This is a genomic window from Candidatus Margulisiibacteriota bacterium (assembly GCA_028715625.1).
Classification (GTDB): Bacteria; Margulisbacteria; Riflemargulisbacteria; order GWF2-35-9; family GWF2-35-9; genus JAQURL01.
In genome coordinates, this window is record JAQURL010000021.1 from 1 (window position 1) to 22,132 (window position 22,132).

A 22,132-nucleotide genomic window follows, 5' to 3' on the forward strand; every position below is an offset into this window, starting at 1 on the left:
TCAGCTCTTCAAAAAAGGTCTGGCTTATGAAGCCACATTTCCGATTAATTGGTGCCCATCATGTAAAACCGGATTAGCTAATGAAGAAGTAGCGGATGGTAAATGCGACAGATGTGGCGCGGAAGTTGGCAAAAAAAATCTCAGGCAGTGGATGCTTAAAATTACCGCTTACGCGGAAAGACTGCTTGCGGACCTGGATCAACTGGATTGGCCTGAACCTATAAAGATTATGCAGCGCAACTGGATCGGAAAAAGTACCGGGGCTGAAGTAATTTTTAAGGTTGACGGCCATAATAAAGAAGAGCTGAAGGTTTTTACTACGAGACCGGATACGCTTTTTGGCGCCACTTATATGGTACTTGCCCCGGAGCATGCTCTTATAAAGAAGATTGTTACAGCTGATCAATATAAAAAAGTTGAGGAGTATATAGAAAATTCCATTAAGAAATCTGATACGGAAAGAGTTTTCTTGAATAAAGAAAAAACCGGTGTTTTTACCGGCGCTTATGCCATTAACCCTGTTAATAACAAAAAAATCCCAATCTGGGTAGCTGATTATGTCCTGATATCATATGGAACAGGAGCCATTATGGCTGTTCCTGCTCATGATGAGAGAGATTTCGCGTTCGCTAAAACTTTTAATTTACCTGTTATTCAGGTAGTTTCACCGGATAAAATGCCAGGCAAGAATGGATTGACGGAAGCTTTTTGCGGTGACGGTTTTGCCGTTAATTCTGATGAATATAACGGCTTAAGTACCAAAGATTTTAAAGAAAAAATTACAAATGACCTGGAGCAAAAAGGATTAGGTAAACTATCTGTACAGTACAAATTGAGAGATTGGGTCTTTTCACGACAGAGATATTGGGGCGAGCCGATTCCTATTGTACATTGTGCCAAGTGCGGGCAAGTTCCGGTCCCGGAAAGCGAATTACCGCTAAAGTTGCCGGAAGTGGACAAATACGAGCCTTCAGGAACCGGCGAATCACCGCTGATAAATATTAAAGAGTGGGTAAATACCGCATGCCCCAAATGTCATGGCCCTGCCAAAAGAGAAACAAACACCATGCCGCAATGGGCGGGATCTTCCTGGTATTATTTACGTTATATTGATCCTCGAAATACAGATAAACTCGCTGATTATAAGAAGCTTGAATACTGGCTGCCGGTTGATTCTTACATCGGTGGAGCTGAGCATGCCGTACTGCATTTATTATATTCACGTTTCTGGCATAAATTTTTATATGATATAAAAGTAGTGCCCACTGTTGAACCATATCAGAAATTGACCAATCAGGGACTGATACTGGGTGAAGACGGTCAAAAAATGTCCAAATCTCTGGGAAATGTTATCAACCCCGATGACATAATTAATGAATATGGGGCTGATGTGATGCGCATCTATGAAATGTTCATGGGGCCGCTGGAAGTTGCCAAGCCCTGGTCAATGTCCAGTATCATGGGAGTAAGGCGCTTTTTGGAAAAATGTTGGAGGCTTCAGGAAAAGAAACTCTCATCTTCAGCAAAAATCGAGGAACAGTTGCTGAAATTGATGCATCAAACTATTAAGAAAGTATCCGAGGATATAGATTCTTATAAATTTAATACAGCGGTTAGTGCCTTGATGATTTACGTTAACGAACTGGGTAAATATACTGACTTAAATAAAATATTAGTTGAGAACATGTTGTTGATGCTTGCTCCTTTTGCGCCGCATATCACAGATGAATTATGGGAAAAAATTGGTAATAAATTTAGTATACATCAAAAGCTATGGCCCAATTATGACGAGAAATATTTAACTAAAGAGGAATACACTTACGCAATAACAGTAAACGGGAAGGTAAAAGGCACGCTTACCTATACATCTGTTATAGATGATACAACTTTAAAAAAAGACGCTCTGGAAAAGATTCAGCAGGTTATTATAGGCAAGACAATAATCAAAGAAGTTATTGTTCCTAAAAAGTTAATAAATTTCGTAATAAAATAATTATTCTTTTTTTTGTCATCTCAACTGATTATTCTACGACGTTCCGGCAACGCGTCCAAATAATTAAGTATCAATAATGTAGAGGGGGTGGGGTCTCTAGATTGATGAGTTTGTAACTAACAAAAAGCCCCGCGGAAACGCGGGGCTTTTTTACAACTAAATTGTGGCTATGTGTATTAAAGTGCTTCTAATTCTGTAGGTTGATTGGCTTTAGTCCTCTCTTCGTTCCATTCGGAGCGTGTTTTAGCTGCTGTATTACCGTCCATCTTATCGATTATTGTGAAATAATCAAGTTTGAATTTGTCTTTTTTTACAACATCAGGAGAATTGCCTTTTACCGCGTACACAGTCTGAATTGATTGATGATCAAAATCTCTCCAGGTTTGCTGATCTTTTACATACTGGTAGGAAGAACCTTCCAGTGCTTTTACTATAGCTTTACCATCAAAAGATTTTGCGGCTTCCGCGCCTCTTTTGAATTCATAAACTATAGCATAAGCTGACGCAGCCGAAGTGCTGGGATAAGTATTGTATTTTTTTGCGAATTTCTCCACAAATGCTTTACCTTTGGGAAAGTTATACTGATACGGAACTTTCCATTCCCAGCAGATAGCTCCTACAACACCTTCCATTGCTTCGGGTGTTGCTTCTTCAGCCATCCATAATGTCAGATTGGGAACAACAAACTGCATTTTACTTTTTAGCCCCATATCATAGGCCATTTTAACCATGGTAGACATGTCTTTACCGAATTCTACGAAAACCAGAACATCGGGATTTTCAGCTTTAGCTGCTTCCAGAGCCTTTTTGTAATCTACTTCTGTGGCTTTTGGAAAAGGTGTAAGGTAGGTCTTGTTTTTGGTTTTATCTGTAGTGCCGCTGAATTTTCTGATTGATTCTTCAGTTGTCCATCCCCAGGTATAATCTGCCGTTATATAAAAGTATTTTTTACCGGACAGATTTTTTTTCAAGTAGTTGGCTAGCACTTTTGCACCCATCCAGGCGTTATAACATTCTCTGAATGTGAATCTGTGACCGGATTCACCGGTTGTAGCATTGGAGTAGGTTAAAGTTCCAAAAAAAGGAACTCCCTGTTTTTGAGCCACTCCGCCAACAGATACTGCTACTCCGCTCGATGAACCTCCAAATAACATTTTTGCGCCCTGATTAACTAAATCCATTGCGTTTCTGTATGATATTTTTGCGTCTGATTTAGAATCAGTCTTTAAGAGTTCGGCGGGTTCACCCAAGATGCCACCTGCAGCGTTAATTTCTTCAACTGCCAGCTGAGCACCTCTTAATTGATCGGCTCCTTCAAGAGAATATGGCCCGGTTTCCGGATAGTTGAAACCAAGTTTGACTCCAAAAGTCATACTAAGTCCTATAATAAACAAAACGATTAAATTTTTTTTCATATTCCACCCCTTTCGTTGTACTTTTATAGCGCCTGATATAGCGCTTGAACTCTACCCACCTCCTTAAATGAAATGATTACGTTAATTCACGCAATTCTATTTCTATTGTATGTAAAATTCATAAAAATTCAATAAAGAAAATTTTTTGTATAAATCTTGTCTTATCAAAAAATATTTTATAATATTAGGGTATCGCTATTGATGTATTTAGTATTGTGAGATTGTTAACGTAAAGGAAACGTTTGCTATGAGGGGGTAAGGTTCAAAATCATTAAATAGCTAAGATTCTAAATAAGAGGGGTGCAGGATATGAAAATGAAAATCAGCATAAAAATTATTTTAATTTCGACAATTCTTGTATTGTCGACGGCAGTAGCAATTCTATTAATTACTATCTTTATGGATACTTTAAATTCCAAAAGAGATATAAAAGAATATAAAATTTCTGCTGAAAAAGAAGCTAAAAAATATATTAAGGACGTCGTAGAGTTAGGTTATGTGGTTATTGATAAAATTAATAATGATTTTGCCGATAAGGCAATGGCAGTAGACGTTATAAACAAACTAAGATATGGTCCGACAAAAGAAGAATATCTCTGGGTACATTCTACGGAGCAGGAAGTAAATATGGTTGTTGATCCTCAAAACCCTCAATTAAATAACAAAAGTGTGGCAAATTTTGTTGATCTGGACAGAGTTAAAAGTTTATCCATTGGCGGTAAAATATATCCGAAAGATTCAGATTTTGTAAAACAAAGAATTAAACCGGTAAACATCTACACTCAGCTTAATGAAATTATTAAGAATAATAAGGGTGAGGGATATTTATATTATTATAGCCCAAAACCGGATAATCCTGATATCGGTTATGCCAAACTTGCTTTTGTTAAAAGTTTCGGGACATGGAACTGGGCGATAGGTACCAGTATGTATGTTGACTTCATTGGTAAACAAGTTGAACAGAAAAAACAGAATATGAATGCTGCATTCGCCAGAAAAATTTTTGTGGTTGTTATTCTGACAATAATTATAGCAGTTCTGGCTGTGCTCATATCTATGTTGGCAACCAGGCCTATAGTCAGACCTATTGTAGAAACGTCTGATATGCTAAAAGATATGTCGGAAGGCGAAGGGGACTTAACCAAAAGACTGACAACCAAATCTAATGACGAAATAGGTGTTCTAACAGGATTTTTTAATACTTTCATCGGTAAAGTGGCTTTGCTTATAAAACAGTCACAGGAAACCTCTAAAAAAGTACAGGAGGGTTCTGACAGAGTTATTGCTTCATTCGTGGAAAATACTAAAGCATTGGAAAATGTCACTGTAGCAATTAATAATATAGCTCAGGGGTCTGGTCAGCAGGTAGATGAAGTCAGCAAAATCAATAAAATGATTGAAAAAATTAATGGTATAACTACGGAAGCTAAAACTCAATTTGATGATCAGGTTAATAAAAGTACGAATGCGTCTCAGTTGATACAGGTAGTTAATAATTCTATCAATCAGGTTTCCAGAGATATTGTTGATATTGAAAATTCTTCGGAAAAAACATTGCAGGTAGCAACGAACGGAGAAAATAAGGTTGAGGAATCCGTGCAGTCTATGGGTATGATTGACAATAAAGTCACAGAAATTTCTCAACAGATTGAAACTCTGGGCAAGAATTCGGAACAAATAGGGGAAATTATTAATGTTATTACTGATATCGCGACTCAAACAAACCTTCTGGCTTTAAACGCAGCCATAGAAGCTGCCCGTGCGGGTGAAGCCGGTAAAGGATTCGCTGTAGTTGCTGATGAAGTCAGGAAGCTGGCAGAAAGAAGCGCTGAAGCAACCAAAGAAATAGCAAATATTTTAAACAGCATCCAAAGTGTTTCCAAACAATCTATAAATTCTATGAACGAGGGTACAACAATTGTTCAGGAGGGAGTGCTTCTTGCTGAACAGGCAAGAAAAGCATTACAGGAAATTGTAATGGCAGTAAAAGGCAACGGTGTACAGATCAGAAATATTGCCAAATCATCTCAGGAAGTTACATCAAACATTGATGAAGCCGTAGCCACAATAAATACCTTGCAGGAATCTATATCGGCGACCACTCAGAAAATGGATGATGTAGCCGAAAGTATCGCAGAAGTGAATAAATATATCGGAAATGTTGTAGACATATCTCAGTCAAACGCAGCAGGAGCTGAGGAAGTTTCGGCATCGGCAGAAGAAGTAACCGCTTCTATGAATGAAGGCTTGATGAAGGTAAGGGACAATGTAACTGAAGTGAGTAATCTTAACACCCTGCTGAACAGATTTAAAGTTTAGAACACAGTTAATGACTAATGTAAAAAGCCCTGTTATATGCAGGGCTTTTTTTTTATTGTATACTCTTAACAAAATGGTTAACAGCTTTGTTGTCTTTATCGCTCATTCCTCGATGTACATTCAGTACGCCTATGGAATTCGCTCCTTGAAGACTAGTTGTAAGCCATTTTGTGTCGAGTGTCGGTCTTAGTATAGAATGGTTCTATGAAAAAAAATCTACAGAGTGTAAGTTGTATAATAGTTGCGTCCGGACAAGGCAACAGATTTCGGAATTCGTTACCCAAACAGTTCATACCGCTTAAGGGCAAACCTATACTGGAATATAGTCTGGAAGTGTTTCAGCAGCATCCACAAATTGATGAGATTATTCTGGTCCTTAATAAAGAGTCTCTGGATATACATGAAAAAAGTATCAATCTGAAAAAATACACGAAATTAACAAGGATAGTGACCGGTGGACAAACGAGGCAAATATCGGTATGTAATGGTCTGGACGCCTGTAGTGCCAAAGCAGAACGTGTTCTGGTCCATGACGGAGTAAGACCATTTGTCACAGAAGATTTGATTAGTTACTGTTTGAACGGATTAACCAAATATAAGGCGGTTTCTGTAGCCATTCCTGTCAGCCAGACTGTGTTTGAAGTTGATGAACAGCAGGTCGTTAAAAATGTTCCAGACAGAGAGCGGCTGTACTGTGTTCAGACACCTCAGGGCTTTATGATGAACACTATAAAAAAAGCTCACAAAATGGCAAAAAATGAAAAGCGTTATGATTTTACAGATGACTGTGGAATGATAATTCATTACGGCCTTGGCGAAGTGGGTTTAATAGAAGGTAGTGAAAAAAATATAAAAATTACTTATCCTGATGATATATATGTAGCTGAAAAAATCCTGGGAAATTTATCAATCTGAAATAAATTCAGCTCCGCTTTTATGATGAGTGGCTTCAGTTCCATTCAAATATCCGTTTTTATATCCTTTTCTTTTTAAAACGTCATGCAAGGAAGCATCATCAAAGGCATAAACATCATAAATTTTTTTAGGGAAAATCCTATAATTAAGGTCTTTGGGCAATATTCTACCTTTAATACCAAAAATTCCTCCGGCGACATTACTCATAAAGGGCAGGCTGACATGATATAAATTGCCATCCTTTCCTTTCATATTTTTTGGACGGAAAAATAAATTACTTTCCGGATTACATATGTTTTTTTTATAACGCATGCTTAACATGCCTATTTTCGGCAGGTTTTTAACTCCTTGGACCAGATACTCAAAATCCTTTATAGAAAAAGTGATATCAGGGTCAATTACAACAATTATTTCCGGCAGATTAGATTCATTAACGTAGGTTTTGAGATAATTATTAAATACCGCGGCCCTTCCCAGGTTTTCATCCACAAAATTTATTTCAACACGTTTGTTTTTCAATGTTTTTAAGTATGTTTTGATCGGACTTTCGGAAGCATTATCGATAACCGTAAGATACACATCGTCACGTTTTTCTACTATGTCTAATATTGATTTAAACGATTTTTTTATTAGATCAAGATGCCAGTGTGTAGCAACCATAATCAGGATTTTATCTTTAAATAAACTATGGTCGAAATTGGAATGAAAGATAGGTTTGGATTCCAGAATTTTCCAATCGATATTTTCCATAAGAGAATATCTTACAGCTTCTTTAAAAAAGAGGCAAATCAATATCCGGTTTACTAATCAAATCCCTTATGTTAGTCTAATCTCATGCAAAACATAGGGTTGTTGATGACCTATAATGAAGAAGATATCATTGATGAAGTCATGCAGGCAAATAAAAAATTTTTTGATAAAATATTTGTGCTGGACGGTTCAACTGATAAAACCACAGAAATACTACGCAGTTATGACAATGTAAAATATTTGATTCAGGATAAGGATCTGTTCCCACCTCGAAAGATTCGGGACGGGGCTAGACAGTTTTTATTGGAAAAAGCGCAAGAAATGTATGGTTATGAAGGTTGGTTTACCCTGCTGCACGGGGATGAGATCTTTGTAGATGACCCCAATGAAGTCATAAAAAGAGCAGAAAAAGTCAAAGCTGAAATAGTCAACTGGCATGCGCTTAATTTTTTTCTGCATTCAAGTCAAAAAGACACATACGACCCCAAAAAGCCTGTCCAGCAGCAAGTAATTTTTTATCATCCGGGTGGGCTGGAAGTGCGTCAGTTTAAAAATAAAAAAGGTATTTTTTATGATCTTAACCAAATGTATCGTGTCCTTCCATATGGTCTAAAAAACAGAATTTTATTCGATTATCCTATTTTCAAACATTATGTGGTGAGGTCTGTAAAACAAAAACAGTCAAAACCGATAGGTGGTATCGAAGCCCGCCGGGATGAAATATCCAAAAATCAGAATAAGCCTCAGTCTATTAAGATTGATGATATTTTTGTAGATAAAAATGATCCCGAGCGGAAGCAGGTCAGAAAATATGATGGCAGTTTTTACGAATTTGAACCTGGCAAAAGACCACCATTTTTCTTTCAATGGCTGGCCTGGCATAAATACAGGCCCATAGAATGGGGTATTATCGGTGAGCTATTTAAAAAGAAAAGTTAATTTGAAAAGGATCAAGAAAATCCTCATAATTCGCCCGGACGCCATGGGCGATGTGATACTTACTTTCCCACTTGCTCATGAGCTTAAAAAGAATATTTCCGGTTCTGAAATTTACTATCTATGCTCAAACTATACTAAAGAGCTGATTGAAGCCCATCCGGACATAACCGGAACTATTAATGACAATTATAGAGGCACAAAATCAATTAAGGAATATTGCAAATTATTAAGAAAAGTACGAAATATGCGCTTTGATGCGGTTTTTCATTGTTATAATGAAATTGATTACGCGTTAATGATGTTTTTGGCTTTAATTCCTTACCGGATAGGCGATTCTTCCAAACTGGCACCGAAGCTATTCCACAATTTTAAGGTAAACCAGGATTTCAGGAATTTTTTAAACCATGAGACTGATATCAATTCGAATCTCCTCAAGGCGCTTAAAATTCCCAGGCCTGAAAAAGCTGAATTTAACCTAAGTGAAATTAAAGCTGCGCTTAAGTCTGATATCAGCAAACTTATTTTAACCATGAAGAAGAAAAAAACAGTGATCATTCATCCCGGGATGATTAATGGCAATCTGCCTTGGGAAAATGAGAAATACAGAGAGCTTATCGAACTTCTGCAAAAGGATTATCAGGTGTTTCTGACCGGTGGCAAATCAGAAATAGCCAACAATAAAAATATTTCAACTGGTCTGCAGGTTATAGACTTAAGCGGTGCGACAAGCATGCTTGATCTTTTACAATTATTGAAAGAAGCTCACTGTATCATATCTGTAAATACGGGCCCGATGCACATGGCAGCAGCACTAGGAACGCCTGTAGTACTGCTTTCTCCAACCAAATGGATAAAACCCAATCGTTGGGGCCCATACGGGGTTAGCCTGATTGTTGAACCTTCAAAAATATGCAAAACCAGATGTAATCCTTATAACTGCAAAACACGATTTTGTGTTGAGGATTTATTGGTAGAAGATGTTGTTGACGCTGTACAAAAAATTGGAGAACTAAATAAAAAATCAGATATAGCTACTATTAAAAAATATATGCTTAAATTTTCCCTGAATGTTCTGAATCTCACAACTGAGGACCTGTCTGGCGCTTGCAGCGGATTTACATATTTTAACAGCGCTGATATCGATTCCAACTTTTTATATTTTATCATTAATAATGACATCAATATTATCATTAAAAATAATATAACATTTTTTGACCGATTGATTCGCCAGATAGCAGCTACAGCTATTTATTATCCGCCCTTATTCGTTAATTTGAAAAAAACTGAAAAACTTGAAGACAAATTGTTCTCATATTTGCAAAAAGATTAATGATGCTGGAACTAAAAAAAATATTAATAATCCGTCCTGATGAGCTGGGTGATGTGATTCTCAGCCTGCCACTTGCGGTTGAACTAAAAAAACAGTTCCCAAATGTTCAAATTTATTACTTATGCTCGGAATATACTGCTCAATTGCTGGAATATCATCCGGCAGTTAACGGCTGTATTATTGACCCTCTGGAAAAAGGCAGAACATATAAGGGTATTTTTAAATTTGTAAAAGAAATCAAACAACAGAATTTTGATGCAGTATTCCATTGTTATAATGAATTTGCCTATGCTCTTGCAGTATATCTTGCTCGAATTAAGTTTAGAGTAGGGGATAGTTCCAAGCTGGCACCGCGATTTTTTCATAATTATCGTGCTAGACAGGACTTTACAAATATCTGGAACCACGAGGTAGACCTGAATTTGAATCTGTTAAGAGCTCTTCGCTTAAATGTACCGCAAATAGGGGATTTCGGTATGAAACTTGATTTTTCCAAAGCGGAAAACCCACTTATTAAAAAGGCAATTACTATTAAAAATTATATCATGGTTCACCCCGGTCTTGGCAAAGGGAACCGTTTCTGGGGAATTATTAAATATAAAGCTTTAATAGACTGGCTGGTCGATAAGGATTATGGTGTTATTATCAGCGGGGGAGCATCTGAATTACAACAAAATAAAGAAATCGCGGCAGATTATCCAGGTAAAGTAATTGATTTGACCGGTAAAACAAGTTTGATTCAGTTAGCCTTTCTGATAAAAGGTGCCGAAATATTTGTCTCAGTGGACACTGGTCCTATGCATCTTGCTGCTGCCCTGGGCATACCGGTTGTACTTATTTCACCCTCCAAATATGTTAAGCCCAATCGTTGGGGGCCTTATGGCGTAAAAAATAAAATTGTCTATGCCAAGAGGACGTGCCCGCTGCGTTGTTTCCCCTACAACTGTATTGAAAAATACTGTGTGGACGCTATTCAGATAGAGCAAGTGGCTAATGCCATTGAACAAATAAACAGGGAAAAGGCAGTAAGTATCCTGGAGTATAAAAAACAATGGCTTAAAGTATCGTTAAATATCCTGATTCTGAGCGACAAATTTATAAATGACAAAATTTTGAAGGGGTTTAATGTTTATTATGAAAACGATATTAAAGGAGCAATTTTAAAGTTTATAGTAAATAACGATATTAACCTGATTATTAAAAATAAAATAAGTTTATGGGATAAAATTATTTGCAGGATTGCCTCGTTGTATATTTATTATCCACCGGTAGTTAAAACCGTATTAACTGAAAATATTATAGATTAACCGTGGTTTTTGTCTGGTAAAATACCGATTAACAGTTCCTCTGTTTCCCTGGCGCAATTTTCATAAGAAAAATTTTTGATATTTTCATATCCGGCTTTTATCATTTTTTGCTGCAATGATTTGTCGGTAAGCAGCTTGCCAAGGGCATCTGCCATTTCATCTGTGTTTTTTGGGTCAACATAGAGTGCTGCCGAACCGCCAACTTCAGGCATGGAAGTGATGGAAGAGGTGATAACCGGTATGCCCGCTGCCATGGCTTCAAGTATGGGTAAGCCAAAGCCTTCGTAATTAGTTGCAAAGAACAGACAGACAGCATGCTGATAGAGTTCGACAAGTGCAGTTTTAGGTAAATTTTTCAGAAGTATAATATCTGTGTCGTTTTTTATCATTGTTTTGATGTCCTCTGGTACCGGAGGGTTGGTTTTGGTAATTATTACAAACTGATATTCTTTGTCTCTGTTGCAGTTCTGAAAAGCGCTTATCATATTCAAAACATTTTTTCTGGTTTCAAATGGCGCTACGGTAAGTACATAGGGTTTGGTTAAATGATACTGTTTTGTTATAGTACCCGAAGCCTGTTTCCCTTGGAAAGCTTTATCCCAGCCATTATAAATTACTTGAATTTTTTGAGGATCGATTTTCAGAAAACTGACGATATCTTTTTTTGTGTATTCACTGACAGCTACAAGTGCCCGAGCCTTATCTAGCTGTTTATGTACCTTATGAGTCATCCATTTAATATCCAGAATATAGTTAAGTTTTTTAAGACCTGTGGAATTCGCTATTTCCTGCAGACGCAGAGGAAAGTACATGATATCGTGGACAGTGACTACGTAAGGGAAATTGATGGTGAAAACATTATATTGGCCGGGGAAAAATAAAAGATTAACTCTATTTTTGAGAAGAAATTTTTTGAAATGATTTTTCAGGTCCCAGAATAATAAGGTAGGTTTATAGATTATTTTTTCATATTCATTAAGCACCGGATAATCAGGTATGGTTTTTTTGTCCCTGAAGAGCAGAAAAAAACGGTCTTTTTGCTTTATATCAATTAGAATGTTGAGCAGATAACTGCCAATACCACGTGTTAAAGAGTCATCCTGAAGGGACCTGCAATCAATAGCAATCTTTGTCATATAAAGTACACCTTAATTCTATTTTCTGTTAGAATAAAATATTATGCAAGTTTTATTGTTTTTACCGGTCGGTATTTATATATGTCTGTAATTTTATCTATTTGTATTCCCACTTATAAAATGGCTCAATATCTGGACTATGCGCTGAAAAGTATAGCCGAACAAGTCACAAAAGAGCAGTTAAAGCAACTGGAAATTTGTATTAGTGATAATGCCTCACCGGATAATACCACGGAAATTGTGAAAAAATGGCAAAAAGATAGTGTCGTGAGTATAAAATATTTTTGTCATCAGGAAAATAAAGGAATGGATGAGAATTTATTGCAGGTTGTGAAAATGGCTGCTGGAAAATATTGCTGGTTCCTGGGCAGTGATGACGCGCTAATGCCCGATGCAATTGCCAGGATTATTCGAGAGATCGGGAGTGCTGATGATCCGGATATAATTTTTTGTAATCGTATTGAATGTGATATGGGAATGAACCCAAAAGTAAACAAACCATGGTTAAAACAGCCAAAAAAGGATTGCCTGTTTAATCTAGCCTATGATAAAAGTTTTATAGGATATTCCAAATCGGTGTCTTCACTCGGTGGTCTATTCAGTTACCTCAGTTCGCTGGTTTTTAAACGTAGCAGATGGCTGGATGTAAAGGGTTATGAATCTTATATAGGGCATCATTATTTGCATATTTTTATGCTTTTTAAATTTCTGGAAAAAGGCTGCAAAGTTAAATATGTTTATGATCCGCTGGTATATTGCCGAATTAACGATGTTTATGAAAAATTATTCGGACATACAAAGCGATTAATTCATGATTTAAACGCATACAGCTTGCTGGCCGAAATGACTATAAAAGAGAAACCTGACGTGCTTCGGGCTTTTAATAAATTGATGTATAGAGAGCATTCTTATCGCAATGTCTGGTCATATAGCGCTTGCGAGCCTGAGAGAAAACAATGGGAGGAAGTGATTCCTTATTTACGTAAATTCAACTATCCGGAGTGGGTTATATATATATCTACAATACGCTGGCTGAGCAAAATTCTCTATCGGGTATAAATTCCAGCAATGAAATCATTGGATAAAATAATTATTTCCATTTATAATATATGAAATTTTTTAATTAACTTACAAGTAGCAGCAAAAATGAAATAGGAGGGTTAGATTAATGAATACTTTGGAAAAGAAAATGGTTGATATTCTAAAGGGGTTAAAAGAAAATCATCATGTTATCGGGATTAAAGCAGAGTTTGAAGCCGAGGGAACAAGGCTTGAAGAAGCGTTGAGATTAAAAGATGTTGTTTCCAAAGCCGGGTTGGACCTCACTATAAAAATAGGTGGCTGCGAAGCGCTTAAGGATATGTATGACGCGCGTTCTATAGGTGTTACACATATTGTGGCCCCAATGATTGAATCCGCCTATGCTTTAAAAAAGTATTTAGGTTGTGTCAAGCTGGCTTTTCCTGAAGATGAAAGAAAAGATACCAAATTTTTGATTAATCTGGAAACAATCCAGGGCTACAAAAACATTGACGAAATCCTGGCCTTAAAAGAAATAAAATCCCTGTCAGGAATAGTTCTGGGAAGAGTAGACCTTACAGGTTCTCTGGGATTAACCAGAGAAGATGTAAATTCCGATTTAATATTTAATATAGCCAAAGATTTGTTCAATAAAGCTAAAAAACTGAAAATGGAAACTGTAATCGGTGGAGGAGTTTCTAAAGAAACAGTACCCTTTATTAATAAGCTACCTAAAGGTTCGGTTAATAGATATGAAACCAGAAAAGTTATCTTCAAATGTCCCGAAGCTCTTTCCGGTTCTTATGACAAAGGCATTCTGAAAGCTGTGGGTTTTGAGTTAATGTGGCTTAAAAATAAACGTAACTTTTATGGTATGATTTTTGAGGAAGATACCCATCGTATTGTAATGCTGGAAAAGCGCTACAAAAAGTTGATAAAAGACGCGGGCGGCGCTTACGAATAACTTATACCAAGTTGCCATCAGTCAACTTTATTGACTGCGTTCTCGGCATGCTCATTTTATGATTGTATTTTGGTATTAATTGTTAAATAGACTGCGTTTAATCAGTTCGAGTTTATTGACCAGTTCTTGATTAATCACGAATTGCCGAGAAATAACATGGCCGATTTTTTTAAGGCCGATGAAGGTTACTTTGTTGCCCAGTGTTTTCTTATCTTTTTGTAATAAAACAGCTACTCCCTGCATAGAGATTTCTTTCATTGTGGCCAAAGCAGATGGTTCGATTAAGGCATAGGAATATTTTTTTATTTCTTCATTATCAGCTTTATTGAAAAGCCCCTCCTGATAAAAAATTTCATTGATGATAAGCAGCCCTATATTGATTGCCGAACCATGAGGTATCTTATAATCGGACAGGATTTCCAACGCGTGTCCCAGGGTATGACCGTAATTCAGGCTGCGGCGAAGATTCAGTTCAAATTCATCATGTTCAATAACGACTTTTTTTACGCTTAATGCAGCCTGAATGAGGGGTTTAAAGTTATTAATCTTTACAACCTTGCCTTTTTTGACGCATTTTGAGTAAATATCCAGGACATCCCTGCCACCTGTTATGCAGAGCTTTAAAATTTCACCCAGGCCGGAATTTACTTCCCGCACAGCTAATGTTTTCAGAAAGTTAGGATTGATGATAACTTCAGCCGGCGCTGAAAAAAGAGCCAGCTGATTTTTTGCATTATTATGGTTAATTCCTGCTTTGCCGCCAATACAGCTGTCACACATAGCCAGTAAAGTTGTCGGGAAATAAGTCCAGGATATGCCTCTTTTATAGCAGGCCCCGACAAAAGCACCGACATCCTGAGTTATACCTCCGCCCACAACGACGAGTTTTTCATTTTTGGTGAAGGAGTTTTTTTGCAGAAAATCGACTACTTTAATGACATTTTCTATGGATTTGAATTCTTCCGTTGCTTCTGCCCTATATGTTCTGGATTTTAGAAAATCAACTTTTTTTGTTTTTAAATACAAGCCCAGAACGTAATTGTCCACCAGCAGTAAGTTCTTATTGTTAGTTTGTAGTAATTGCTTTACAGGAAGAAAAGCGTCAGTCTCTGAATCCCAATGTACTTTATAAGGTCTGGGGACTGATGTAACTTGAAAGTCCGAGGACAGGATATCAACTTTAAAGTTTTTATTTTCAATGCGAAAAGAAGCAGACTTGCTCATTTTTGAAAACCTCCGATGGAGTAACCACCATCAATAATTATATTTTGCCCGGTGATATAGCTGTTTTGCGAAGAGCATAAAAAATAAGCCAACTCTGCAATCTCATTGGTATCAGCTAGCCGCCCCAATGCAATTTTTTCTTCAAAGTCTTTAATAGTTTCAGGAGTATTATTTTGAACTGTCATTTTTGTTGCTACAAAGCCCGGCGAAAGTGCATTAACCTTTATATTATAGGCACCCAGTTCCAGAGCTAATGTTTTAACAAGACCGATTAAAGCGTGCTTGGACATTGAATAGGATGTACGGCCTTTACGTGACAAAAAGCCGTAAATAGAGGATATTCCCAGAATATGTCCTTCTTTTTCGACTTTTAAAGGTTTCAATAAATATTGCAAAACCTGATAAAAAGACAGGGTATTGATGGCCAGAGTTTTATCCAGTTCTTCATAACTGATTTCCTCAAAGGATTTGGGTCGGTTATAGCCTGCACATTGTATTATTACATTTGCTTTAATTTTATGTTTGGTAAAATATTTGTCGATAGATTTGCGGTCGGCAAGGTCCATTTCTTTTCTGGTCGGAGCTATGACCTGATATTTTTCTTGTTTAAATTTTTTAACAATCGCGCTGCCGATATCACCATTACCACCTAATATAAAGAGAGTTTTCATTTGAGCTCCTTTCATTGCTCGGGCCAGAGTGGCACCAGCATATTATCAGCGAATTCCTGGCGGTCCAGAAACGGCCACATGTCCTCAAGTGGCTTGGATACCATTCTTCCATCAGGTTTTTTTTCCGAAGAAAGTTTGGGCATAAATTTATAGTCGGTACTAAGCTTAACCTCGCAAAGTACAGGCCCTTTTTTGTCTAGTACTTGCTTTATTTTCCCCCGGATATTTTTATGTTTGTCCAGACAAGCATAAGTCAAATCAAAAGCAGCCGCGATTTTTTGAAACGAGGGGAAACTGACCCCGGAGCCGCAATCACAGGCTATACGTCTTCCCTCAAAAAAATTATCCTGAGTTTGTTTGATGGAAATATAGCCTTCATTATTCAGATAAAAAAGTTTGATGGGTAAATTATTTTGTTTTACAGTCTGTAATTCCTGCAAATTCATTTGCAGGCTGCCGTCTCCTGCCAGACAAATAACATTTTTGTCACTGGCAACCGCTGCCCCAATTGCGGCGGGTAAGTCGTATCCCATGGATGCACAACCTGAATTCCAGAAGACCCGCTGACCTTTTTTTATGATTCCAGCCTGGAATTCGGCCACACAAGCCGTACCGTTCCCAGCTACCAGAATATCATTTTCTTTCATTTGTTCATTTAATTGCTGAATAAAATAATAAGGATTTATCAGGTCCTGCTGCTTTTCGTATTCCGGAAGCACTACCGGATATTTAATTTTTCTTTGAACGCACCATTCCAGCCAGGTTTTATAAGAAGGGAGTTTTACTTTATAAAGTTGTTTATCCAACATTTGTAAAAATTGTTTAGCATCACTTCTAACGGCAATATCAGGAAGTACAGTCGATTTTTGCAGTTCGGCTGCATCAATATCCACAATTACTTTTTTAGCGTGTCTGGCATATGTTTGCCAGTTGTAGCCTATTTGACGGATATTATTCCTGGAACCTATAGAAATGAGCAGGTCAGCGTTTTGCAGGGCAAAATTTCCGGCCCTGTCACCGACAGTTCCCACGCGCCCTATAAATAATTCGTGGTCAGAAGGAATAATATCAACATTATTGAAGGTTGTCAGAACCGGAATCTGCAGTTTCTTAATTAATTGTAAAAAAAGTGACTGAGCGTCAGAGACACGAATACCTCTTCCTGCCAAAACAACAGGGCGCTGGGAGGTTTTAAGTAAACTTATAATTTTGTTTAATTTACCAGTTAGTTCAGTACTGTCAAAGATTAGCTCATCCTCAGTTCCTTTGTACACCTTTAATTTTTTTTCATCGATCATGGCGCTTTGCACATTAAGCGGGATGTCCAGCCAAACTGGCCCTGGTCGGCCATTAGTCGCCAAATAGATGGCTTTTTCCAGACAATATTTTATATCCTGCGGGTCTGTAACCATTACAGCATATTTGGTGACAGGTTTGACCATATCCACAATATTTATTTCCTGGTCGCCTAATTGGCGCAAAGGAATATTCGGGCAGGAAGCGATTGTAGTCTCAAATTTTACCTGACCGGACAAATAGAGCACAGGTACAGAATCCAGCCACTGACCGATAACGCCGGTAAGGGCGTTGGTTCCTCCAGGGCCGGTTGTTACGCAAACCACACCCAGATCGCCAAAAATTCTGGAGTAACCCTCAGCAGCAATGGCGCAGCCTTGTTCATGATGATTACAGATATATTTTATTGATTTACTTTTTCCGATAGAGTCATTAAGGTGCATGGCGCCTCCGCCGGAAATCATAAATATATGACGTACTTTATATTCTTCCAGTCTTTTAACTATATAATCGCTTAATTTTATTGTCATATTATTTGTCTGTTTCCAGTAATTCTTTTTTAAGATCAGCTTTGCGCTCCGAGTACCAATTATATAATTTGCTTATGCCTTCGTCTATCGACGTAAAGTGCAGGGAGGGCATTTCTTTTTTTAAGCGGTCGTTATTGCCGCTGTATTCCGGCCCCAGTCCTCCTTTGGCAATTTTTATTTGCACATTTTTTTTAGCAATATGTTTGATTTTAGCTGCAATTTCAGCCAGTTCTATGGATTTGTCCGGAGTGACATTATATGATTTGTATTTAGGTTTATTTTCAATAAAATATTTAAGAACAGTCATCAGATCATCAATAAAAATGTAATCAAATTTACGATTTTGTTTAATAGTTATTGGTAAATGAAACAGGGTTTTGCAAATTGCGTTAGAGATAAAACGAATGGCATAGTCTTCATAAGGTCCGAAAATGCCAAAAATACGTAAATCGTAAATATTTTCCGTAGTTTGTTCAATGTATCTGCCTTTAACATAACTGGAAAGGCCATGTTCATCATCAGGTAAATGTTGGCCAAAATAATCTTCTTTCATCTTAGGTTTATAAAATCGTGAGTCATAAATAGCTCCTGAACCGGTAATAATCATTTTTTTATAATATTGGGCAAATCGGGCAAGGTTCAGGAACATCCTGGTGTTGGTATAAAAAATGCCTGAGCAATCCTGGGCATTTCGATGACCCGGCTTGCAGGCTGCGTGAATAACAGTATCTATTTCATGATTTTTAAAAAACTGTTCCAGTTGGTCATCGTTGGTCAAGTCCAACTGTGAATGGTCTGGAGCCAAAATATTGTATTCGTTATTCAATTTGGACAAAAGTATATTACGTCCGATAAATCCGGAACCGCCGGTAAGAAAAATAGTCTTCTTTTTTAATAACTTAGCCATATCGCCGCTAGATTAAGTATAATGAATACCTGTGTTAATCGTAAAGGAGATATTTGGCCTTGTCTAAAGATGATGCTTAAAATCAAGAAATATTGTAAAATACTAACACATTCTTTTAAGGAGATACCTATGAAAGTAGTAATATTGGCCGGGGGGTTCGGTTCCAGGTTAAGTGAGGAAACGGATGTTATTCCCAAACCTATGGTAGAAATAGGCGGGAAACCTATCATATGGCATATTATGAAAATATATTCCCAATTCGGATTCCATGATTTCGTTATTTGTCTGGGTTATAAAGGCTATATTATTAAGGAATATTTCGCCAACTACTTTCTTCATCAAAGTGATATCACATTCGATTTAACAACCAATAAAACAATAGTGCATTCCAATGCCAGCGAACCCTGGAAAGTTACTTTAGTGGATACAGGGCCCAATACTATGACCGGCGGCAGAATCAAACGTATTCAAAAATACGTAGGTAATGAAAGTTTTATGCTTACCTATGGCGATGGTGTAGCGGATGTAAATATCAAGGAACTGGTTAAATTTCATAAAAGTCACGGGAAATTGGCAACATTGACCTCGGTTCAAACAGAAGGTCGTTTCGGCGCCATTGATATGGATAAAAATAATAAGGTCTCCTATTTTATGGAGAAACCGAAAGGTGACGGCAGTTGGATAAACGGAGGTTTTTTTGTTTGCGAGCCTCAGGTTTTCGATTATATTGAAAATGATCAGGTAATTTTCGAACAGGAACCCTTGAAAAAGTTAACAAAAGAAGGTCAATTATTTTCTTTTAAACATCACGGATTCTGGCGTTCTATGGACACCTTGCGCGAAAAGATACAGCTTAATGATTTATGGAATAATAACAAGGCTACATGGAAAATCTGGTAATTGTGAATTTATTTGGCAATATTTACAAGAATAAACGTGTATTTATTACGGGACATACCGGGTTTAAAGGTGCCTGGCTTTGCTTATGGCTTAAATATTTGGGTGCAGATGTTAAAGGTTACGCGCTGGAACCTTATACTGACCATGATTTTTACGTAGTTACGAATATGGAAAATCAGGTCAAATCTGTAATTGGTGATATTCGCGATTATAAAAAATTAAAAAAAGAAATTAGCGATTTTCAACCGGACATTGTTTTCCATCTTGCTGCCCAGCCTTTGGTACGCGATTCATACAAGACTCCCAGAGATACATACGAGATCAATGTAATGGGCACGGTGAACGTTCTGGATATTGTGAAAGACACTCCGTCGGTTAAGGCCTGTATTATAATCACTTCAGATAAATGTTACGAAAATGTTGAAAAAGAAGATGGTTATCAGGAAACCGATCCTATGGGCGGATTTGATCCCTATAGTTCCAGCAAAGGCTGCGCGGAGCTTGTAACTGCTGCTTACCGCAGGTCTTTTTTTAATCCTTTAAATAACCGCCAGGGTACGCTTATCGCGTCTGCACGTGCAGGTAATGTAATCGGTGGTGGGGATTGGCAAAGGGACAGGATTATTCCAGACAGTATTAAAGCTTTGAAGAAAAAAGAACCGATTAAAGTAAGAAATCCTAAGTCCGTAAGGCCTTGGCAGCATGTACTGGAACCTTTAAGCGGATATTTACTTTTAGCCAGCCAGGCTTTTACGCTGCATGGCTATCTGGGTTTAGCTGACAATAATTCTTTTTACAAAGATAATCTGGCCGGAGCCTGGAATTTCGGACCGGATATAGACAAGCTTGTTACAGTGGGAGAGTTGGTGGAAAAAATTATTCAATACTGGGGAAACGGTTCCTGGCAGGATACCCATGAACCAGGGGCTGTCCATGAACATAAATTGCTGCACCTTGATTGTGCCAAAGCTAAAAAATTAATAGACTGGAACCCTGCTTTAACTGTGGAAGAAAGCATCGAATTGACTGTGGCCTGGTATAAAAAAATTAATGAAAAAAAACCAAATATGCATGATTTTTCACAGCAACAGCTCGCTACTTATATACAAAAAGCTCAGAATAAAAATATTGTCTGGAGTAAATAATGAGCAAAGAAACTTCAAAAGATAAAATACTTTCCGAAGTAAAGAAATATTATAAGTTTGCTTTCAAACATGATGATTTTGTCCCGGGGAAAACCAGGGTAAATTACGGGGGCCGTTTTTTCGATGAAAATGAATTGCTAAATCTGGTTGATTCTTCGCTGGAATTCTGGCTAACTTACGGCAAATATTCCGAATTATTCGAGAAGAAACTTGCTGCTTTCCTGGGCGTTAAATTCGCATTACTGGTAAATTCGGGTTCATCCGCAAATTTGCTGGCCTTTATGGCCCTAACCTCTCCGCTGTTAAAGGACAGACAAGTGCATAGAGGCGATGAGGTTATCACCATAGCCGCTGGTTTCCCTACAACTGTAGCCCCTATCATACAATATGGCGCAATCCCTGTTTTTGTGGATGTAGACCTGGAAACAGCCAATATCAATGTTAACTCCTTAGAAAAAGCTTTATCCAAAAAGACTAAAGCATTAATGCTGGCCCACACTTTAGGTAATCCTTTCAATATAAAAGCTGTGAAAAAATTCTGCAAGGATAATAATATATGGTTAATCGAAGACAATTGTGACGCCTTGGGGAGCAGATATTTGGCTGAAAAGAAGTGGCCAACCATCCAATCAACCACCCATCTAACCTATCAATATACCGGAACCTTCGGTGACATAGGTACCAGTAGTTTCTATCCGCCGCATCACCTGACAATGGGTGAGGGAGGAGCTGTTTACACTAATAATACGTTACTAAAAAAAATAATGCTTTCGTTGAGAGACTGGGGCAGAGATTGCTGGTGCGATAGCGGGAAAGATGATACCTGTAAAAAGCGATTCTCCCAGCAGTTCGGCAGTTTACCTTTCGGCTATGATCATAAATATGTCTACAGCCATTTCGGCTATAACCTTAAAGCTACGGATATGCAGGCTGCCATTGGTTGTGCCCAACTGGATAAACTTTCTATTTTTATTAAAAGACGTCAACATAATTTTCAACGTCTATTCAAAGGACTCAGTGATTTACAGGAATATTTATTATTACCGACCGCGACAGAGAACAGCGATCCGTCCTGGTTCGGTTTTTTAATAACAATAACCGATAAATGTAAATTCAAGCGCAATGATCTGGTAAAATTTTTGGAAGATAACAAAATTCAGACCAGAAATCTTTTCGCAGGGAACTTACTCAGGCACCCTTGCTTCGATAGTCTGAAAAAAGGTGAAGATTACAAAATTGTTACTAATTTAAAAAATACCGACAAGATAATGAATGACAGTTTCTGGATAGGGGTCTATCCGGGTCTTGATAATTCTAAAGTCGATTACATGATTCAAAAAATAAGGTCTTTTGTTTTAGAAAAGATATAAA

The 22,132-nt window shown here is 37.5% G+C and carries 18 protein-coding genes; 11 read left to right on the forward strand and 7 right to left on the reverse strand.

The window, feature by feature from the left end; genetic code table 11:
- Positions 1–1,993, forward strand: a 1,993-nt coding sequence (gene leuS / locus PHV30_04820) for a leucine--tRNA ligase (protein ID MDD5456339.1), incomplete at its 5' end; no start/stop codon positions are given.
- Between the two features lie 176 nt (positions 1,994–2,169).
- On the opposite strand, the gene PHV30_04825 is transcribed toward leuS, so the two are convergent.
- On the reverse strand, positions 2,170–3,408 hold the full coding sequence (locus PHV30_04825) for an ABC transporter substrate-binding protein (GenBank protein MDD5456340.1): 1,239 nt from the start codon (positions 3,406–3,408) through the stop codon (positions 2,170–2,172).
- Between the two features lie 315 nt (positions 3,409–3,723).
- Between PHV30_04825 and PHV30_04830 the strand changes: the two genes are divergently transcribed.
- Both PHV30_04830 and ispD read left to right on the forward strand, forming a co-directional pair.
- Positions 3,724–5,727, forward strand: coding sequence for a methyl-accepting chemotaxis protein (locus PHV30_04830; GenBank protein ID MDD5456341.1), 2,004 nt, complete (start codon positions 3,724–3,726; stop codon positions 5,725–5,727).
- Positions 5,728–5,931: 204 nt separating this feature from the next.
- The gene (gene ispD / locus PHV30_04835) at positions 5,932–6,642 is read left to right on the forward strand and encodes a 2-C-methyl-D-erythritol 4-phosphate cytidylyltransferase (GenBank protein ID MDD5456342.1); all 711 of its coding nucleotides are present in this window, start codon (positions 5,932–5,934) and stop codon (positions 6,640–6,642) included.
- Here ispD and PHV30_04840 read toward each other — a convergent pair.
- Positions 6,634–7,392, reverse strand: a complete 759-nt coding sequence (locus tag PHV30_04840; protein ID MDD5456343.1) for a glycosyltransferase — start codon at positions 7,390–7,392, stop codon at positions 6,634–6,636. The genes ispD and PHV30_04840 overlap by 9 nt on opposite strands.
- Before the next feature lie 84 nt (positions 7,393–7,476).
- Here PHV30_04840 and PHV30_04845 point away from each other — a divergent pair, with 84 nt between their 5' ends.
- From PHV30_04845 to PHV30_04855, 3 genes are read left to right on the forward strand one after another with little or no spacing between them, the layout of a single operon-like run.
- Complete coding sequence (locus tag PHV30_04845; protein MDD5456344.1) at positions 7,477–8,331, forward strand: glycosyltransferase family 2 protein; 855 nt, start codon at positions 7,477–7,479, stop codon at positions 8,329–8,331.
- Positions 8,306–9,661, forward strand: coding sequence for a glycosyltransferase family 9 protein (locus PHV30_04850; GenBank protein ID MDD5456345.1), 1,356 nt, complete (start codon positions 8,306–8,308; stop codon positions 9,659–9,661). Before PHV30_04845 ends, PHV30_04850 begins: the two co-directional genes overlap by 26 nt.
- Positions 9,661–10,968, forward strand: a complete 1,308-nt coding sequence (locus PHV30_04855; protein MDD5456346.1) for a glycosyltransferase family 9 protein — start codon at positions 9,661–9,663, stop codon at positions 10,966–10,968. The genes PHV30_04850 and PHV30_04855 overlap by 1 nt, the downstream gene beginning before the upstream one ends.
- Here the strand turns inward: PHV30_04855 and PHV30_04860 are convergent.
- Positions 10,965–12,104 (reverse strand): glycosyltransferase family 1 protein, encoded by a 1,140-nt coding sequence (locus PHV30_04860; protein MDD5456347.1) that lies wholly within the window; start codon positions 12,102–12,104, stop codon positions 10,965–10,967. The genes PHV30_04855 and PHV30_04860 overlap by 4 nt on opposite strands.
- An 81-nt stretch (positions 12,105–12,185) precedes the next feature.
- On the opposite strand from PHV30_04860, the gene PHV30_04865 reads away from it, so the two are divergent.
- Together PHV30_04865 and PHV30_04870 are read left to right on the forward strand one after the other, a co-directional pair.
- Complete coding sequence (locus PHV30_04865) at positions 12,186–13,163, forward strand: glycosyltransferase family 2 protein (GenBank protein MDD5456348.1); 978 nt, start codon at positions 12,186–12,188, stop codon at positions 13,161–13,163.
- 109 nt (positions 13,164–13,272) lie between these two features.
- The gene (locus tag PHV30_04870) at positions 13,273–14,088 is read left to right on the forward strand and encodes an aldolase/citrate lyase family protein (protein ID MDD5456349.1); all 816 of its coding nucleotides are present in this window, start codon (positions 13,273–13,275) and stop codon (positions 14,086–14,088) included.
- A gap of 75 nt (positions 14,089–14,163) precedes the next feature.
- On the opposite strand, the gene PHV30_04875 is transcribed toward PHV30_04870, so the two are convergent.
- From PHV30_04875 to PHV30_04890, 4 genes are read right to left on the reverse strand one after another with little or no spacing between them, the layout of a single operon-like run.
- On the reverse strand, positions 14,164–15,312 hold the full coding sequence (locus tag PHV30_04875; GenBank protein ID MDD5456350.1) for a 3-dehydroquinate synthase: 1,149 nt from the start codon (positions 15,310–15,312) through the stop codon (positions 14,164–14,166).
- Entirely contained in the window at positions 15,309–15,983 is a 675-nt protein-coding gene (locus PHV30_04880) for an SDR family NAD(P)-dependent oxidoreductase (protein ID MDD5456351.1), read from the reverse strand. Before PHV30_04880 ends, PHV30_04875 begins: the two co-directional genes overlap by 4 nt.
- 11 nt (positions 15,984–15,994) lie before the next feature.
- Entirely contained in the window at positions 15,995–17,809 is a 1,815-nt protein-coding gene (locus PHV30_04885) for a thiamine pyrophosphate-binding protein (protein ID MDD5456352.1), read from the reverse strand.
- A 1-nt stretch (position 17,810) separates the two neighbouring features.
- Positions 17,811–18,716: an NAD(P)-dependent oxidoreductase gene (locus tag PHV30_04890; GenBank protein ID MDD5456353.1), complete on the reverse strand. Its 906-nt coding sequence runs from the start codon at positions 18,714–18,716 to the stop codon at positions 17,811–17,813.
- Between the two features lie 129 nt (positions 18,717–18,845).
- Between PHV30_04890 and rfbF the strand changes: the two genes are divergently transcribed.
- Genes rfbF through rfbH form a run of 3 tightly spaced genes read left to right on the forward strand, consistent with a single transcriptional unit; the run spans position 18,846 to position 22,131 of the window.
- Positions 18,846–19,616 (forward strand): glucose-1-phosphate cytidylyltransferase, encoded by a 771-nt coding sequence (rfbF, locus tag PHV30_04895; GenBank protein MDD5456354.1) that lies wholly within the window; start codon positions 18,846–18,848, stop codon positions 19,614–19,616.
- Positions 19,601–20,761: a CDP-glucose 4,6-dehydratase gene (rfbG, locus tag PHV30_04900; protein ID MDD5456355.1), complete on the forward strand. Its 1,161-nt coding sequence runs from the start codon at positions 19,601–19,603 to the stop codon at positions 20,759–20,761. The genes rfbF and rfbG overlap by 16 nt, the downstream gene beginning before the upstream one ends.
- On the forward strand, positions 20,761–22,131 hold the full coding sequence (rfbH, locus tag PHV30_04905; GenBank protein MDD5456356.1) for a lipopolysaccharide biosynthesis protein RfbH: 1,371 nt from the start codon (positions 20,761–20,763) through the stop codon (positions 22,129–22,131). The genes rfbG and rfbH overlap by 1 nt, the downstream gene beginning before the upstream one ends.
- The last annotated feature ends 1 nt before the right edge of the window (position 22,132 follow it).